This is a genomic window from Ruegeria sp. YTSA108, assembly GCF_059610185.1.
In genome coordinates this window covers 1-16,690 of record NZ_JBXWND010000019.1, presented here as the reverse complement: position 1 = coordinate 16,690, position 16,690 = coordinate 1, and the positions used below count along the sequence as shown (strand labels likewise).

Annotated in this window: 18 protein-coding genes; 8 read left to right on the top strand and 10 right to left on the bottom strand. The window is 58.3% G+C overall.

What is annotated here, in order from left to right; translation table 11 throughout:
* Window positions 1-465: 465 nt before the first annotated feature.
* Entirely contained in the window at window positions 466-849 is a 384-nt protein-coding gene (locus tag AC2FHW_RS18600; protein ID WP_416383945.1) for a GNAT family N-acetyltransferase, read from the top strand.
* A gap of 106 nt (window positions 850-955) precedes the next feature.
* Here AC2FHW_RS18600 and ureG read toward each other — a convergent pair whose 3' ends face one another.
* From ureG to AC2FHW_RS18560, 8 genes are read right to left on the bottom strand one after another with little or no spacing between them, the layout of a single operon-like run.
* On the bottom strand, window positions 956-1,567 hold the full coding sequence (gene ureG / locus AC2FHW_RS18595) for an urease accessory protein UreG (RefSeq protein WP_271952430.1): 612 nt from the start codon (window positions 1,565-1,567) through the stop codon (window positions 956-958).
* Window positions 1,564-2,211 carry an urease accessory protein UreF gene (locus tag AC2FHW_RS18590; protein WP_271952428.1) on the bottom strand — a complete coding sequence of 216 codons (648 nt, stop codon included), beginning with the start codon at window positions 2,209-2,211 and terminating at the stop codon, window positions 1,564-1,566. Before AC2FHW_RS18590 ends, ureG begins: the two co-directional genes overlap by 4 nt.
* On the bottom strand, window positions 2,195-2,674 hold the full coding sequence (locus AC2FHW_RS18585) for an urease accessory protein UreE (RefSeq protein WP_271952427.1): 480 nt from the start codon (window positions 2,672-2,674) through the stop codon (window positions 2,195-2,197). The genes AC2FHW_RS18590 and AC2FHW_RS18585 overlap by 17 nt, the downstream gene beginning before the upstream one ends.
* A gap of 6 nt (window positions 2,675-2,680) precedes the next feature.
* Window positions 2,681-4,393: an urease subunit alpha gene (ureC, locus tag AC2FHW_RS18580; protein ID WP_496708364.1), complete on the bottom strand. Its 1,713-nt coding sequence runs from the start codon at window positions 4,391-4,393 to the stop codon at window positions 2,681-2,683.
* The gene (locus tag AC2FHW_RS18575; protein WP_281995608.1) at window positions 4,393-4,698 is read right to left on the bottom strand and encodes an urease subunit beta; all 306 of its coding nucleotides are present in this window, start codon (window positions 4,696-4,698) and stop codon (window positions 4,393-4,395) included. The genes ureC and AC2FHW_RS18575 overlap by 1 nt, the downstream gene beginning before the upstream one ends.
* Window positions 4,695-4,865 carry a hypothetical protein gene (locus tag AC2FHW_RS18570; protein ID WP_185956729.1) on the bottom strand — a complete coding sequence of 57 codons (171 nt, stop codon included), beginning with the start codon at window positions 4,863-4,865 and terminating at the stop codon, window positions 4,695-4,697. The genes AC2FHW_RS18575 and AC2FHW_RS18570 overlap by 4 nt, the downstream gene beginning before the upstream one ends.
* Before the next feature lie 9 nt (window positions 4,866-4,874).
* Window positions 4,875-5,177 carry an urease subunit gamma gene (locus AC2FHW_RS18565; protein WP_271952423.1) on the bottom strand — a complete coding sequence of 101 codons (303 nt, stop codon included), beginning with the start codon at window positions 5,175-5,177 and terminating at the stop codon, window positions 4,875-4,877.
* Window positions 5,178-5,180: 3 nt separating this feature from the next.
* Window positions 5,181-6,008: an urease accessory protein UreD gene (locus AC2FHW_RS18560; RefSeq protein WP_496822428.1), complete on the bottom strand. Its 828-nt coding sequence runs from the start codon at window positions 6,006-6,008 to the stop codon at window positions 5,181-5,183.
* A 281-nt stretch (window positions 6,009-6,289) separates the two neighbouring features.
* Here AC2FHW_RS18560 and AC2FHW_RS18555 point away from each other — a divergent pair, with 281 nt between their 5' ends.
* The 6 genes from AC2FHW_RS18555 (at window position 6,290) to urtE (ending at window position 12,981) form a co-directional block, all read left to right on the top strand.
* Complete coding sequence (locus AC2FHW_RS18555; RefSeq protein ID WP_142639066.1) at window positions 6,290-6,667, top strand: hypothetical protein; 378 nt, start codon at window positions 6,290-6,292, stop codon at window positions 6,665-6,667.
* Between the two features lie 301 nt (window positions 6,668-6,968).
* Complete coding sequence (urtA, locus tag AC2FHW_RS18550; protein ID WP_142639068.1) at window positions 6,969-8,243, top strand: urea ABC transporter substrate-binding protein; 1,275 nt, start codon at window positions 6,969-6,971, stop codon at window positions 8,241-8,243.
* Window positions 8,244-8,353: 110 nt separating this feature from the next.
* Window positions 8,354-10,285, top strand: coding sequence for an urea ABC transporter permease subunit UrtB (gene urtB / locus AC2FHW_RS18545; protein WP_496679881.1), 1,932 nt, complete (start codon window positions 8,354-8,356; stop codon window positions 10,283-10,285).
* Window positions 10,286-10,287: 2 nt separating this feature from the next.
* Window positions 10,288-11,547: an urea ABC transporter permease subunit UrtC gene (urtC, locus tag AC2FHW_RS18540; protein ID WP_142639070.1), complete on the top strand. Its 1,260-nt coding sequence runs from the start codon at window positions 10,288-10,290 to the stop codon at window positions 11,545-11,547.
* Window positions 11,544-12,284 (top strand): urea ABC transporter ATP-binding protein UrtD, encoded by a 741-nt coding sequence (urtD, locus tag AC2FHW_RS18535; RefSeq protein ID WP_496679878.1) that lies wholly within the window; start codon window positions 11,544-11,546, stop codon window positions 12,282-12,284. The genes urtC and urtD overlap by 4 nt, the downstream gene beginning before the upstream one ends.
* Window positions 12,274-12,981 (top strand): urea ABC transporter ATP-binding subunit UrtE, encoded by a 708-nt coding sequence (gene urtE, locus AC2FHW_RS18530; RefSeq protein ID WP_142639074.1) that lies wholly within the window; start codon window positions 12,274-12,276, stop codon window positions 12,979-12,981. The genes urtD and urtE overlap by 11 nt, the downstream gene beginning before the upstream one ends.
* A 116-nt stretch (window positions 12,982-13,097) precedes the next feature.
* Here urtE and AC2FHW_RS18525 read toward each other — a convergent pair whose 3' ends face one another.
* Window positions 13,098-13,547 carry a tyrosine-type recombinase/integrase gene (locus AC2FHW_RS18525; RefSeq protein ID WP_246097292.1) on the bottom strand — a complete coding sequence of 150 codons (450 nt, stop codon included), beginning with the start codon at window positions 13,545-13,547 and terminating at the stop codon, window positions 13,098-13,100.
* Between the two features lie 792 nt (window positions 13,548-14,339).
* Here AC2FHW_RS18525 and AC2FHW_RS18520 point away from each other — a divergent pair.
* The gene (locus tag AC2FHW_RS18520; RefSeq protein ID WP_271952414.1) at window positions 14,340-14,753 is read left to right on the top strand and encodes a cupin domain-containing protein; all 414 of its coding nucleotides are present in this window, start codon (window positions 14,340-14,342) and stop codon (window positions 14,751-14,753) included.
* 71 nt (window positions 14,754-14,824) lie between these two features.
* On the opposite strand, the gene AC2FHW_RS18515 is transcribed toward AC2FHW_RS18520, so the two are convergent.
* Window positions 14,825-16,537, bottom strand: a complete 1,713-nt coding sequence (locus AC2FHW_RS18515; RefSeq protein ID WP_496822427.1) for an adenylate/guanylate cyclase domain-containing protein — start codon at window positions 16,535-16,537, stop codon at window positions 14,825-14,827.
* Window positions 16,538-16,690: the final 153 nt, after the last annotated feature.

The following is a 16,690-nucleotide window of genomic DNA, read 5'->3' as shown; positions in this document are numbered from 1 at the left end:
ACATGAGCGATCAGCAATTGGCCGCGATCGGCATCACGCGCTCCGAGATTCTGCAGTACGCGGAACGGCTCATGGCGCAGGAAACAGACGGAAAAAACCAAGACCAATGCGGCGGGCCCCAATCCGAGGATTGCTTGCGAACTTGAACAAGAATTGCTGGTCCTCGCTCCTCCCAGAGTAAGCCAGCAAAAGCAGCGGCGACGAAAAATATCAACAGGGACCGCCAATGCTTTTGGGCCAGCACCTTCACCTCCTCCCGAAGGTGCTCGCCCAACCCACGTCTGCAATCGGAGCGACAAGGCGATGGTCCATCTCGGACATCATCAAGACTTTGCCATTCGCCGACACTATCCAGCCGACCAAAACGAGATCTGCGATCACTTTCGACGGCTCGACGCCGAAGCTCGACGCGCGCGGTTCTGGTGGACTGTCAGCGACGAGCGTCTGACGACCTAAGTTCAGAGCATTCCTCATTATGACAGCATTCTCTGTGGCGCGTTTGCAAAAGGGCGTCAGAGGGGCGTCGCCGAACTCCGCGGTGACGACCAGACCGGATCTACAAAGACGGAAGCCGCCTTTTCTGTCGAACCTGATTGGCAAAACATCGGAATTGGTGATGCGCTGTTCGAGCGCATTATCGCAATCGCGCGGAAGTGGGGTATCAGTTCAATTGAATTGATGTGCCTGCGAGAGAACCGCCGCATGAGGTATCTTGCAGCAAAGCACAATGCTCGGCTGTGCATCGATCAGGGCGTTGCTAAAGCAGTTTTGCATCCAAACTGGTCATCGCCCTCCTCCCAAGCCGCAGAAGTCGTTGGTGAAGCCAGGGGATTTTGCTTGTTCATTTGAGTGGGGGGAGAAACAAACGTTCCGAAACGTTGCGTTAACACATACTCGAATACTCTCAAAGTCCCGCAAAGTGGACCAAGCACCGTTCTTGCCGGCTAGGCTCTCATCAAATGCCGGAAAGAGATCTAAGGTGCGACGCGACCTCGTCCGAACCGTGGCCGGCTTTCAGGCAGGCAAATACCACCGGCAGATCGCCCCGCATTCTCGCGGCGTCTCGGCGCATGACGTCCAAAGATGCCCCCACATGAGGGGCAAGGTCGGTTTTATTGATGACTAGGATGTCTGACCTGGTGATTGCGGGGCCACCCTTGCGTGGGATTTCCTCGCCTGCGGCCACGTCGATCACATAGATTGTCAGATCCGCCAACTCCGGGCTGAAGGTGGCCGATAAGTTGTCGCCACCGGATTCGATCAGGACGACCTCGACGTCGGGGTGACGCAGCCGCATCTCGGCCACGGCAGCCAGGTTGATCGACGCGTCTTCGCGAATCGCCGTATGAGGACAGCCGCCGGTTTCCACTCCAATCACGCGATCCGAAGGCAGGATTTGCATGCGCATCAGAGCTTCGGCGTCTTCTTGTGTGTAGATGTCGTTGGTGATGACGCCGATCGAGTGATCGTCTTTCAAAAGTTCGGCAAGCCTCGCGGTCAGGGTCGTCTTTCCTGCACCGACCGGGCCGCCGATACCGATGCGCAAAGGGCCGTTGAGTTGTGTCATGATTGGAAGAGCCTCGGTTCAAGAGTTTCGTGGGCCATCGCGGAGATGTCTGAGAAAAAGGCGTTGCCAAAAACGTCCGTGGTGTCCGCATTTCTCGTGTCTTCGGCGACCTGAAGGCAAAAGGGCTGCAAGTTCAGGATCACCCGTTGACCGGCCGTCTGCCCGATGGGGCTCAGGCGAATGGCCGAGGAGGTCAGGTTTGCGACAAAGGCCTGCAGATAGAGAACGGCAGTCGTATCGATATCCAGCTCTGCCAATCTAGCGGCGCGACCGACGGCAACGGGCAACAGCATGTCAGGCAGCGCCAAACCCCAGACAGCATTAACCGTCGCAACAAAGGCAGCGCCCTGCCTTTCAGCTTCGCGCAGACGCTCTTCGGCGATAGCAAAGGAACGTGCTTTCGCGTCCATCTCCAATGGGTCGTCGGCAGCATAAGCCAGCCGCATCCAGATCGCATCAGCGCGGCCTGAGCCATCACTCAGGCAATCTCTCAGCCAGTCTTCCAAACTGGTCGCGTCGGCGGCAATCCAACCCTCGTTGATCGCTGTTTCAAGTCCGTGCGAATAGGCGAAGGCCCCCACTGGAAACGCGGGCGACAGCCATTGGGTCAGCGTCAGTAAGTGCGCATCAATGGGCGTGGGCATGGGCCGAGTGTCCGTGATCATGCGCATGGGTGCGCCCGTGACCATAGGCGCCGCCTTCCGGAGTGAAGGGTTCGGTGACTTGGGTCACCGTGGCACCGAGGTGGCTCAGCATATGAGCGATGACGGGATCATCCTGGATCAAAAGGCGGGTCGCCTCGATCTGACAAGGTGTGTGGCGGTTGCCGATGTGCCAGGCGAGGCGGGGCAGGTCTTGCCCGGAAACGGCCAAGAGGTTTTCGGGTGCCGCCGTCACCTTGACCAGACGTCCATCGCCCAGTTCCAGCACGTCGCCATCGTTCAGGGATACGGTCTGTTCGAAGTCTGCGACAAAGGACCAGCCTTCGGTCGTTGTCAGTTTCTTTCGCCGGAAAAATCGGGCGTCATACGTCAACGCGCAGTCCGCCACCGCATTGTCTGATGTGCCAGCGGGATGGAGCGTTTGTGCAATGGGAATATCGGTCATGAGGCCTCAATACAGAAAATACCGCTGCGCCATGGGCAGCTCGGTTGCAGGTTGGCAGGTCAGCAATTCGCCATCAGCCCGCACCTCATAGGTTTCGGGGTGCACCTCGACCTCGGGCATGGCGTCGTTCAGGACAAGATCCGCTTTGCCGATACCGCGCGTGTTCTCCACCGGCAAACTTGTCTTGGCCAATCCAAGCGCATCTCCCAGTCCTTCGGAGTGTGCCGCCTCGGAAACAAAGGTCACGGCATTGGCTTCCAGCGACCGGCCAAAGGCCCCGAACATCGGGCGGGTATAGACCGGCTGCGGTGTCGGGATCGAAGCGTTTGGATCGCCCATCTGCGCACACACAATGCTGCCGCCCATAAGGATCATCTCAGGCTTCACACCGAAAAACGCCGGGTTCCATAGGACCAGATCGGCGCGTTTGCCTTCTTCGATCGAACCGATGTGCTTTGACAGCCCGTGCGCAATGGCCGGGTTGATCGTGTATTTCGCGATATAGCGACGGACGCGGAAATTGTCGTTGTCGCCGACCTCCTCGGCCAAGGCGCCCCGCTGTTTCTTCATCTTGTCAGCGGTTTGCCAGGTGCGAATGATCACTTCGCCCACACGCCCCATGGCCTGGCTGTCTGAAGCGATGATCGAGAACGCCCCCATGTCGTGCAGGATGTCTTCGGCGGCGATGGTCTCGCGCCGGATGCGGCTTTCGGCGAAAGCCACATCCTCTGGGATGGATTTGTCCAGGTGATGGCAGACCATCAGCATGTCCAGATGTTCGTCCACTGTATTGACCGTAAAAGGTCGGGTCGGGTTGGTCGACGACGGCAGAACATGGGCCTCGCCACAGATCTTTATGATGTCAGGGGCATGGCCGCCCCCAGCGCCTTCGGTGTGGAAGGCGTGGATGGTGCGGCCCCTTATGGCGGCGATGGTGTTTTCGACAAAGCCGGATTCGTTCAGCGTGTCGGTATGGATCATCACCTGAACGTCCATGTCGTCCGCCACAGATAGGCAACAGTCGATAGCGCCGGGCGTCGTGCCCCAATCCTCATGCAGCTTCAACGCGCAGGCACCGCCCTTGACCTGTTCCTCTAAAGCGGCGGGGAGCGACGCATTCCCCTTTCCCGCAAAGGCGAGGTTCATCGGAAACGCATCCGCCGCCTGCAGCATCCGCCCAATGTGCCACGGTCCCGGTGTGCAGGTCGTGGCCAGCGTGCCATGGGCCGGGCCAGTGCCGCCGCCCAGCATTGTGGTTAGACCAGAATACAGAGCATCCTCGATCTGTTGCGGGCAGATGAAATGAATGTGGCTGTCGAACCCACCGGCCGTCAGGATCTTGCCTTCGCCAGCGATGGCTTCAGTGCCAGGGCCGACGATGATGGCGACGCCGGGTTGTGTGTCTGGGTTGCCCGCCTTGCCGATCTTGTGGATCTTGCCGTCTTTCAAACCGACGTCCGCTTTGTAGATGCCGGTTGCGTCCACGATCAGCGCGTTGGTGATGACGGTATCCACCGCACCCTCGGCGCGCGTGGTCTGCGCCTGACCCATCCCGTCGCGGATCACCTTGCCGCCGCCGAATTTGACCTCTTCGCCGTAGGGGCCTGTCAGGTCCTTTTCCACTTCAATGATCAGGTCAGTATCGGCCAGCCGCAGCTTGTCGCCGGTGGTGGGGCCGAACATGGCGGCGTAGTCAGAGCGGGGGATTTGGGTGGGCATCAGAGATCTCCCATCACAAGCTGGTTGAACCCGAAGACACGCCGTGCGCCGCCAATCAGGATCAGTTGCACCTCGCGCCGTTGACCAGGTTCAAACCGCACGGCTGTCCCGGCTGCGATATCCAGACGCATGCCGCGTGCGGCGTCGCGGTCGAAATCGAGCGCCGCGTTGGCCTCGCCGAAATGGTAGTGTGAGCCGACCTGTACCGGTCGGTCGCCCGTATTGGCGACCATTAGCGTGATCGGCTCCGCCCCTGCGTTCAGAGTGACCTCACCGTCCGCCGGAAAGAGTTCGCCGGGGATCATTGGCGTCTCCGAACCCGGATTGCCTTGCGCTTGGCCATGAAGGCCGCCGCGCCAATCAACAGCAATGCGACGGGTACGGCCCAATCTGCTGAATGCCCATGCGGCAGGCTGGCAGGATGGGCCAAGGCGGGGGAAGCCAGAAACAAAGCGGGAATAGCGTAACGCATGAGAGACTCCTATCGGATGGGATTGTGGACGGTGACCAGCTTGGTGCCGTCCGGAAAGGTGGCTTCGACCTGCACTTCGTGGATCATCTCGGGGATGCCGGCCATGCAGTCGTCGCGGGTGATGACCTCGGCGCCTACCTCCATCATGTCGGCGACCGAGCTGCCATCGCGAGCGCCTTCGACGACCGTGTCGGTGATCAGCGCGATGGCCTCGGGGTGGTTCAACTTGACGCCACGGGCAAGGCGCTTGCGGGCCACTTCGGCAGCCATGGCGATCAGCAGTTTGTCTTTTTCGCGGGGGCTGAGTTGCATGGGTCAGAATCTCCAGGATTTCGGCAGGGTGGTTTCGGTCAGGCGTTCCAGCACCGGCACCAGCCATTGGCGCAACAGATAGGAATCGGCGGCAAGAAGTCGGATGGTCAAAAGATCGGGCGCGACAAGGCTTGCGCCGCCGGTCTTTGGCAAAAGTTGCCGGACAATAGGCAAAAGCGCCTCGGCACGCGGGCCGAAGTAAAGGGCGCTGGCAAGGGCGGTCATGCCGCCTGCGATGGCTGGACGGTCAAGACTGGCGCTGATTGATCCGGTCAGGTTAATGCGGTCCCAATAGATCGGGCGACCATCGTGGCGCAGGGTGATCCGGTCGCGAAAACTGCCCGAGATACGGGTTTCACCCATGGCGCGGCGACCGAAGACGACGGGTTCGACCAGCACGGCCTCGGCTCCGTCGGTGACGTCCACGTCAAGGCGACGGTTGAGACAACCACCGTCAAACATGATCAACTCTTGCGGCAACCAATGCAGTACCGCGCCCTTGGCGACAGACAGGCGCGTGCTGACACACGCAGCGCCAGATGTGCTGCGATAGGCACGTTCTGCGGCTTGGGTTGTCAGGGTCAGGCGGCTGTCCGGCCCGGCGCTGGCCGAAGCCTCAAACCGGTCGCCGCCTGTTAATCCGCCCGAAGTGTTCAGCACAATGGCTTCGACGGCATCCTTGCGACGCGGAAAAGCCACCTTGCTAGCGCCCGAGGTTCTGAAGCGGTCTATGCCCGTACGTCCGTCACGGCATTTGGTCGACAAGGTCATGGCACCGATGGATCTCGGGGCGGTGTTCGCCTCTCGTGATGCCAGATGTGGTTGACCCATGCGTTTGTCGCCCCCGGTACTCGACCCGCATGGTTCACCATGCAGATTGGGGGGTGATCCACCGCTGCGCGCCGGGAAAAAGACCAATCCCGGAGTTCTGCCTATTTGCTGTGCGAAAGTGACCCCACTCGCCCAGAAGTTCAGCAATGATGAGATGCCGACACGGAAATGCCTGAATGACGTGTCGAACGGGTGACAGGGACTTCGTCTGTTAAGTGTGCGTTAGCCATAAGGCGGCAGAAAGCTTGATTGCTGACTCTTAGGTCGTTCATGATCGGATCATGAGCAGTTTGAAAACCTTTCTGGTCCTGCTTCTTATCCTGCCGAAGCAAAGTCCGGCGGCAGATGATCCCCTGATGTCTTCATTCGCGGCATGTGCAGGACGGTTCTCGGCCGAGTTGGAACATGCCTGGCTTATGAATGATGACCGCACGGATCAGATCGCGCATCGCCGGGCGCAGTTCATCGACCTTCTGAACACGACGGTGCCCGACGATCAACGACGTCATGCCCTTCACCTGCGTATTGACGCCAAGATGGCGCATGCGAAATTGCTGTCCGCCGCCAGATTCTCACACGATGCGGATCGCTCCAAATGGGCGGTGCGGCGTGCCCGGGCCGAGATCGTCTATTGCACAGGATTCTTGCTTGAAAGCTGAAGCGCCCAAAGATTTGGCGTTTCTTTCGCACAATAAAATGGCGAACCCGCGAAAGTCTGCGCAATTTTTGACGGATTGACGCCAGGGGCCGTTTTCCAACCCCCGCTGATCTCGCAGTCGCAGCAATTTCCATGGAACGACTTCTTCCGGGATCACACAAATCCCGTTGAACGTGCGATGGTGCTGGCCTTGCAATTCCAAAACACCACCGCACTCCGCAATTAGATTGCGTGGGGGGCATATGGGGGATCACACCCTTGAAAGCAACGCTTCCCCGCGCAGTGCCTGAAGGAAAACTGCGATGAAAAAGACACTTCTTAGTTCTGCTGCCGTCCTGGCCGCTTCGATGCTGCCGGCCATGGCGCAAGACTGCCCGATCAAGGTGGGAGTGCTGCACTCCCTGTCCGGAACCATGGCGATTTCAGAAACAACACTAAAAGACACGATGGAAATGCTGATCGAACAGCAAAACGCCAAAGGCGGCGTTCTGGGCTGCGAGTTGGAGGCCGTCGTGGTCGACCCGGCGTCGGACTGGCCGCTCTTTGCCGAAAAAGCGCGCGAGCTGATTTCGGTACACGAGGTTGACGTGATTTTCGGCAACTGGACATCCGTGTCGCGGAAATCGGTTCTACCTGTGATCGAAGAATTGAACGGACTTCTGTTCTATCCGGTTCAATATGAAGGCGAGGAATCCTCAAAAAACGTCTTCTACACCGGTGCCGCCCCCAACCAGCAGGCAATCCCGGCGACGGATTACTTTCTGGAAGAACTTGGCGTCGAGAAATTCGCGCTTCTGGGCACCGACTATGTTTACCCCCGGACGACGAACAACATCCTGGAAAGCTATCTTCAGCAGAAGGGCATCGCCGAGGACGACATCTTCGTCAACTACACGCCCTTTGGTCATTCTGACTGGTCCAAGATCGTCTCGGACGTCGTGGCTCTTGGTGCGGATGGCAAGAAAGTCGGCGTGATTTCAACGATCAACGGCGACGCAAACGTGGGCTTCTACAAGGAACTCGCGGCTGCTGGCATCAGCGCCGACGACATTCCCGTCGTGGCCTTCTCGGTCGGCGAGGAAGAATTGTCGGGTCTCGACACCTCCAACCTTGTTGGTCACCTCGCAGCCTGGAATTACTTCCAGTCAGCAGACACCGATGCCAACGCCGAATGGGTCGAGGCCTGGAAAGCCCGCATGGGCGACGAGCGTGTGACGAATGACCCGATGGAGGCGCATTACATCGGCTTCAACATGTGGGTGAATGCGGCGACCGAAGCAGGTACCACCGATGTCGATGCCGTGCGCACCGCCTTGTACGGGCAGGAATTCCCGAACCTGACTGGTGGCACCGCGGTCATGCTGCCGAACCACCACTTGGCCAAGCCGGTTCTGATCGGTGAGATCACCGAGGATGGTCAGTTCGACATCATCAGCCAGACGGAGGAAGTGCCGGGCGATGCCTGGACGGATTTCCTGCCGGAATCGGCGGTGCTGAAATCCGATTGGGCGGAACTCGATTGCGGGATGTACAACACCGAAACGTCGTCCTGCGTTCAGATCAAGTCGAACTACTAAGCATGGTGGGTTGAAAACCCACCCAACGGGTGCGGCGAATGTCGCCCCCAGAACGCCTTACGGGGGCTGAACTATCCATGTCGCTTATACGTCGGTTCAACATCGGTTTCATGTCGGTGCTTCTGTGCGCTCTTGCCTTGCCACTTTCGGCGCAGAACGCCGAGGCGCCGATCCAGCAACTTTTGCAAGAACATGGCGAAATCATCGCCAAATCCTCGCGCAAGACCATCGGTCCTGCCATCGACGCGCTTGCCTCCAGTGGTCTGGTCGAGGCCCAGGTCGTGCTGGAACGCTGGCAAAACAAAGAGATGTGGCGCGACAAGGACACCGGGCTTTTCGTCTATGGCGAAGCCTCGGGCAAGGAACTGACGGCGTTCGACTTTGCCGATGGCGCGGAACTTGGCACTTTCGTTGCCCGTGACTTCAAACAGTTGAAACCCAACAGCGGCATTCGCGGCATGATCGGCGCGGCCCTGGTGCAATTCCAACTATCAGGGTCCTTTGCCGAAAAGATGCAGGCCCTGAATGCGATCGAGCGTGACTCGGAGGCGTCCCATCTTGTGGCCCTGACCAAAGTTCTGCCCAACGAAACGGACCAGTCTGTGCAAAGTCGCATGGAACGCCTTCAGGGACTTTTGACAATCCGCTTCGGCGCGACCGACGAGGAGAGGATTGCTGCCATCCAGCAGTTTGACGGCGATCTTGGTGTCGATGTCCGGGCCGCATTGAACCCGCTTTTGGCCGTGAAGGTCGAGGCTTCGGCACAAGCACCCGAGGGCGATGACATCGCCCGCATCCTGACCGTCGGCAGCGACGACCTGCCGCGCGAGTCCGCCTATGACCTTCTGGTTGCCGCCGATCTGGCGAAACCCCGGATCAACCGGTACGACAAGCGGAACGCGCTTTTGGCCAACATCTCGGAGGGATCGGTCGCGGGGGTTCATGTGGCGACGCTGAACAGCGAAGACGCACGCGACCTTGCCTATGAAGCTTTGGCCGAACAGGGCGTGGTAGACCCTGTGGCCACCGAAGCCGAGGTGGATGAAACCCTGGCAGGCTTCACGTTCTACGAACGCTACAGCGGCTCGCCTTCAGTGGCCGTTGCCGCGGCGGCGGTGCTGACGGGCATCGAAAACAAGGTGGCATTCAACCAGGCATTTGACCTTGGCCTTGACGCCCTGTCGCTCGCTTCGATCTACTTTCTTGCCGCCATCGGTCTTGCTATCACCTTTGGCGTGATGCGCGTGATCAACATGGCCCATGGCGAGTTCATCATGATGGGCGCCTACACCGGCTACGTCGTCCAGCAGATCATCCCGGATTACACGATTTCCATTATCGTCGCCTTGCCGCTGGCCTTTGCCGTCACCTTCGGCGCAGGGGTCACGATGGAACGGCTAGTGATCCGCCACCTCTACCATCGCCCGCTGGAGACGCTTCTGGCGACTTTCGGGATTTCCATTGCCCTGCAACAGATCGCCAAGAACATCTTCGGCACGCAAGCGCGGCCCCTCACCTCGCCCGGCTGGCTGGACGGATCGCTGGTGTTCAATGACATCGTGTCGATCAGCTATATCCGGATCGCAATTTTCGTTTTGGCGCTTTTGTTCATGGCGCTATTCCTTTTCGTCATGAACCGCACTCGATTGGGGCTGGAAGTGCGGGCGGTGACGCAGAACCCCCGCATGGCGGCCTCGATGGGGATCAACCCTGACAGGATCAACATGCTAACCTTCGGCTTCGGCTCGGGTATTGCCGGGATTGCGGGTGTGGCGATTGGGCTTTACGCCAAAGTGACCAGCGAGATGGGCGCGGACTATATCGTGCAAAGCTTCATGACCGTGGTCGTGGGCGGCGTTGGCAACATCTGGGGCACGCTTCTGGGCGCGACCATGGTTGGCTCGCTGCAAAAAGGGATCGAATGGCTGAACCCCTCGAACACACTGGCCGCACAGACCTATATGATCCTCTTCATCATCCTCTTCATCCAATTCCGGCCGCGCGGGATCATCGCGCTTAAAGGCCGGGCGGCGGAGGCATGAGCATGGCGGAACTGACAGCAGGCCCTGTGCGTCGCACACCTTTCGTGGTGCGTTATCCGTCGGTGCTTATCTTTCTGGCCTGTCTGGGGCTGTTCACCCTGGGCGTGACGATCCTGTCCGAAGGGTTCGGTATCGGCGTCATCTCAACCAGTTTCGTCAAGACCCTGGGCAAGACCCTGTGCCTCTGCCTCGTCGCGCTGGCGATGGATCTGGTCTGGGGCTATTGCGGTATCCTGTCCCTTGGGCATATGGCCTTCTTCGGAATGGGCGGTTACGCGATAGGCATGTGGCTGATGTACGAGCGGACGCGTCTGATCGTCGTCGAGAGCCTCGCCGCCGGAGGGCTGCCGCCAACGCCCGAAGAGGTCTCCAGCGGGATCGCTGGCCAGATCTTCGGTGTCGTCGGAGCCTCGGAATTTCCGCCGATCTGGGCCTTTGCCCATTCTCTGCCGCTGCAACTGGCCGCCGTCGTACTGGCGCCGGGGCTTCTGGCGCTGGTCTTTGGCTGGCTGGCCTTCCGCAGCCGGGTGACAGGTGTGTACCTTTCGATCCTGACGCAGGCGATGACGCTGGCGCTGTCACTGTACCTGTTCCAAAACGACAGCGGATTGCGCGGCAACAACGGTCTGTCAGGCCTGCAGAACCTGCCGGGGTTGGAGAGCACTAGTCAGGCCATCGTTTCGGTCTGGTTCCTTTGGGCCTCGGCCCTGGCTCTTGGACTTGGATACGTGCTGGCGACTTGGATGGTATCGGGCAAGTTCGGCTCGGTCCTGCGCGGCATTCGGGACGACGAAGCGCGGGTGCGCTTCCTTGGCTATCCAGTCGAGGCGTTCAAGCTGTTTGTCTTCACCGTATCGGCCGTGCTCGCTGGCATTGCAGGCGCGATCTACTACCCACAGGCGGGCATCATCAACCCGGCGGAACTGGCGCCGATTGCTTCGATCTATCTGGCGGTCTGGGTGGCCATCGGCGGGCGTGGGCGATTGTACGGAGCCGTGATCGGCGCGGCTTTCGTCTCGCTCTTGTCGACCTGGTTTACCGGCGGGCAAGCCCCTGACCTGAACATCGCCGGGTATCGCATTCAATGGGTCGATTGGTGGACCGTCCTGTTGGGGCTGTCCTTCGTGGCGGTTACGCTTTTCGCACCGAAAGGCATTGGAGGGCTGTTCGACGCCTTGGCAGCGCGTCGCAACCCCAATCGGCATGGGCGCGACCTGGGGCCGGGCCACGGTTCTTTGAGAGAAAAGGAGGCAGATGCATGAGCGCGCTTCTTGAAGTCTCGGGCGTGTCGGTCAGCTTTGACGGGTTCAAGGCGCTGAACAACCTGTCGTTCAGCATTGACAGGGCCGAATTGCGGGCGGTCATCGGCCCGAACGGCGCGGGCAAGACCACCTTCATGGATGTGGTGACCGGTAAAACCCGGCCTGACGAGGGCCATGTGCTTTGGGGCGAACCGCCCGTGTCCTTGCTGGGCAAATCGGAAAGCAAGATCGCCATGGAAGGGGTCGGGCGCAAGTTCCAGCGACCCACGGTGTTTGAGGATCAGACGGTTCAAGACAACCTGATGATGGCGCTGAAAAAGTCGCGGTCGCCGCTGGCCGTGCTGCTGTTCAAACCCGAAACACCGGACTTTGCCCGGGTCGAAGAACTGGCGGATGTCATTGGGCTGGACGCGGTTCTGTCACGGAAATCTGGCGAGCTGTCCCACGGGCAAAAGCAATGGTTGGAGATCGGGATGCTCTTGGCACAAGAACCGAAGCTGTTGCTAGTGGACGAACCTGCGGCAGGCATGACGACCGCAGAACGTCAGAAGACCACGCAAATTCTGCGGGACGCGGCGAAGACCCGCGCTGTCGTCGTAGTGGAACACGACATGGATTTCGTACGGCGTTTGGATTGCAAAGTGAGCGTGCTGCACGAAGGCTCGGTTCTGGCCGAAGGCTCGATCGATCACGTCACCAAGAACCAGCAAGTCATCGAGGTGTACCTTGGCCGATAGTTTCCTCAGCATCCGCGATCTGACGCTGCACTATGGCGGCAGCCAAATTCTGAACGGCGTGGATTTCGACGCGGCCCAGGGCGAGGTCACCTGCTTGATGGGCACTAATGGCGTAGGCAAGACGTCGCTGTTAAAGGCGCTGGCGGGCACCCATCCCCGGTCGGGGGGCGACTATGATCTGGACGGCCAAAGCATCGGAAAGCTGAAGGCCTTTGACCTTGCGCGGAAGGGCGTTGCCTATGTGCCCCAGGGGCGCGAGATCTTTCCGTTTTTGACGGTGCAGGAAAACCTTGAGACGGGATTTGCCTGCCTGCCAAGTGGCGAACGCAAGGTGAAGGACGAGATTTTTGATCTGTTCCCCATTCTGAAGAAGTTCCTGCAACGGCGGGGCGGTGACCTTTCAGGCGGCCAGCAACAGCAACTGGCGATCGCGCGCGCGCTGGTGTCGAACCCGAAAGTGCTTCTTCTGGATGAACCGACCGAAGGTATCCAGCCGAACGTCATCCAGCAGATCGGCGGCACCATCCGCATTCTGAAGGAACGCGGGAACATCGCGATCGTCCTAGTCGAACAGTATCTGTCCTTCGCCTATGATCTTGGGGATGCCTTCGTCGTGATGGAGCGCGGTGCCGTCAAACTGAGCGCGCGAAAGCCGGAACTATCACTCGAAAAGCTGACCGCCAGCACGTCTTTGTAGTACGCAATGGCAGGGTGATCTGTATACTATTCTTCCCTTCATAACCGGTTTTACCGCTTCAAGGCCGTAAGTCTGTTCCAAACCGGCGAACGGCAAGTGCCATTCGCCGACGCGGGTCAGATTTCAATCTGCTCCGCAATAGTGAGAGCATCTTCCAACTCAACGCCAAGGTAACGCACTCTACTGTCAATCTTAGTGTGACCCAGCAAAAGCTGCACTGCGCGGAGATTCCCTGTCTTACGGTAAATCTCCGCTGCTTTGGTTCGGCGGAGTGAATGGGTCCCGTAACCGCTCGACTCCAATCCAATCGCAGTCACCCAATCTCTGACAAGCCGACCATGCTGACGCGTTGAGATATGGGGTCGCTCGAGGAAACGGCTCGGAAACATGAAGCTACAGCCCATCATCTTTGGCGACTTGACCCAAGCATGAACCGTATCCTGTGTGTTTTCCGTCAGTTCGAATTGTACTGGTTTCTTGGTTTTGCTCTGGACCACTGAAACCCGTTCTCGAGCACGGATCGCCCAGACCTGCTTGGGAAGCAAGGGTCGTTTCTGGCCGATGATCCGACCCTTGTTTCATGCTCTGCGCTTTGGGGTGACTGCGGGAAGTTGAACTCTAGGCATAATGTGCCCTCCAATCCGCCCTCCGCATCCAATCATCGGCACCACGCCAACGAGACAATTGTACAATCGAATCGGATGCCTGCTGTCCGAAGCCCACTCTACTTGAGTTCTCGGTGCATGCATTGAACCGCTTTGAGTTCGTTGGCGGACATAGGTTGTGATGCACCCCAGAACGGAATCAAGGCGCGTCAGCCCCACCGTGGAAGCACCGGTCCGGTGGGTCGACGCTTGCTCGGATTTTCACGGATCACTGCTTCAGTCCACAACCTGTGAATCCGGGCGCACATTCTTGCTAGGCAATATGTGAATGGCCGAATTCAGCGCTGTGCCGTAACACAAGAATTCGTGCGTGCGCAGAGATTTCCGTGTTGCGAGCGTACGCAGCGAAAAAACCCGAGGTACAGGTTGGGCTCGCTGCCGCCATTCTCCGCGGTGGTCATCGATTGGTGGTAAGAGCCCTTACCTGCTGTCGACCGAGCTTCGGACTTTTGCATGTGCGGCACGTAGCGAACCGCACATTCCGGACGTTCAGACCCGAGCGGCAAATGGTAGGTGAGCGGACTAAGCCGCCACTCGCCGCACCGTCCACTAAGAAACGCTCCGCGAACTTTGCGGACCCTGGAACAGCCTTTGACACAACAATTTGGAACGCCGCAGTTAACCGCGTGCACACCAGCATTGATTTCGAAAAGGTCCCAATGCCATCATCTTCTAAAAGTAGGAGGGGATTAGATGTGGAAACCAATCATATTTGCTTTTTTGATTGTCGTGACTGGTGCCGCAGCGGCTATGTCGCACGATGTGCGGGATCCAGCGGCTTTGCAAAAACCGCTTATTCAGGACTTGCTAACCGAGTCGCTCAAAAGCACTGAGGGCTTGGAGGTTGTCGTGAGCCATGTTGCCCTACCACCAAACCTCACTTTACCAATGCATTGGCATCCCGGTGAAGAATTTGCCTACATTCTGCAGGGCAGCGTCACCCTCATCCTAGACGGCGAAGGCGAACAAGAAGCTTTTTCAGGTGACGTAGGCGTCGTTCCGTTGAAGAAAGTGCACACCGCTCGCTCAGGGGACGAAGGGGCAACCATTTTGGTGTTCCGTGTCCATGAGGAGGGCCAGCCAGGCAGAGTTTTGGTCAGCGACTGATTTTCAAGACAAAGGCGAAACATCCTTTACCGAATGCATGGTTGTCGGAACCGGGGGGGTGCCGTTTGCCTTCACACTTGCAACCCTGCTTTTTTCCACCCGCTGCGCCAGCGATCAGCGCAGGTTGGAATAGAGAATAATGGTAAACGTGTTGTCTCGGTTATCGAAGCCGCATTCGGAGCGATTTCGTTCAATTTGACAGCCGCTGTTTTTGCCGCATCTATGTCATCGAGCTCAGCAAGCGAGGCAATCAGCATCAGGTGGCTCATCAGGAAGGTTGCACGCACAGACAAGGCTTCGCGACAGGCCTGCGCGGCTTCCTCATAACGTCCCAAGTGAAACAAGGCGGCACCCTGTCCCATGAAAGCGGCGTGCCGCAATGGATCACCCGGGCTGAGTTCGACAGACCGGACTGCATGTTCCAGCGCCTTGTCAGGGCGATTCAGCAAATAAAGATTTGCAGCGGCGAGCATGTGGACCGTCGCCGCGTTGGGATTTTCCGACAATGCTTCCTTAAAGGCTGTTCGCGCGCGGGACAGGTCATGTGCCAGCATAGAGATCGAATGTGCGGCATAAGCCTTTGCAATGCCGTCCGCGCGATCACTCCGCAGCACCTGCTCTGCGGCCGCGACAGCTGACTTGGGTCCCTGATCTACAGGTTCCAAACCTTGCACAAGACGTTGGATATGAAGCCATGCTAGCAAGCCCGCTGCGGAGGCGTATTCCGGATCTCGATCCAAAGCCAGTTTTGTCAGTCGTATTGCCTCTATGTTGTCTTGGTCAGTCAGCAAGTGGAAATGTGATAATGCTCGGAGGTAGAGCTCGTATGCCTGTAAGTCCTTGGTGGGTTTTGCACGCGCACGATTTGTTTCAGCGTGCCGCACCGATGGTTCAATAGCTGTAACTACGTCTTCGGTGACTTGATCTTGAAGATCAAAGATGTCGTCGAGCACACCGTCAAAGCGGTCCGCCCACAAATGGCTCCCATTTTCGGTATCTATGAGCTGTCCCGTGATGCGGACGCGCTGCTCGGAACGCCGAACGGAGCCTTCCAGTACATACCGAACCCCTAAGTCGCGGCCCACGTCGCGGATGTCCGTGCTTTTCCCCTTATAAGCAAAAGAAGAGTTTCGTGCGACGACCATCAACCAACGAAACCGAGATAGCTCAGTTATGATGTCTTCCGTTATGCCATCGGCAAAGAACTCCTGCTCCGGATCACCCGACATATTGTCGAATGGGAGCACTGCGATTCCCGGCCTCACATCCGCTTTGATCGCGAGATTGGCTTTCGTACCCTTTGGCCAACACCAGATTCCAACATGCCGCGTGATGTTTTTCAGTTCGGTTTGCTCTCCGCCGTCGAATAATCCCGCATCGTTACGGTCAAGGCTGTTATGTGACGTATCTGAAAAGAGCACTTGTCCCGGCTTCGCGAGAGCCTCCAGACGCGCCGCAACATTGATGCCGTCGCCGAAAATGTCATCGCCATCGGTTACCACTTCCCCTGTGTGAACCCCGATGCGCAGTTTGATGTGGTCAGGTTTGTGGGCGGACTGAACTGCAATCGCGCAAGCTGCTGCTTCAGATGGTGATTGAAACTCGACGATCCAGCCGTCGCCCATGCTTTTGATCAGTGAACCATTGGTATCTTCCACGATCGGGAGAAACGTGTCCTCGCGGAAGGTCTTTAATGCAGCGACTGTGCCAGTACGGTCCTGATCCATCAGCGCGGAATAGCCCACAATGTCGGCGGCCAATACCGTCGTGAGACGTCTTCCCATTCACCCCTCCTCTTTGCAATGAAGTTAGCTCGGTGGGTTGCTTCTGTCAGCCCATTCGTCAGATTTTGAAAAGCCGTAGGCTCCAGACTCATTGATTTACAGCCAGAATAGGACTGTAGCAGCGAGAGCGATGGCCGAGAGGAATACCTTTGG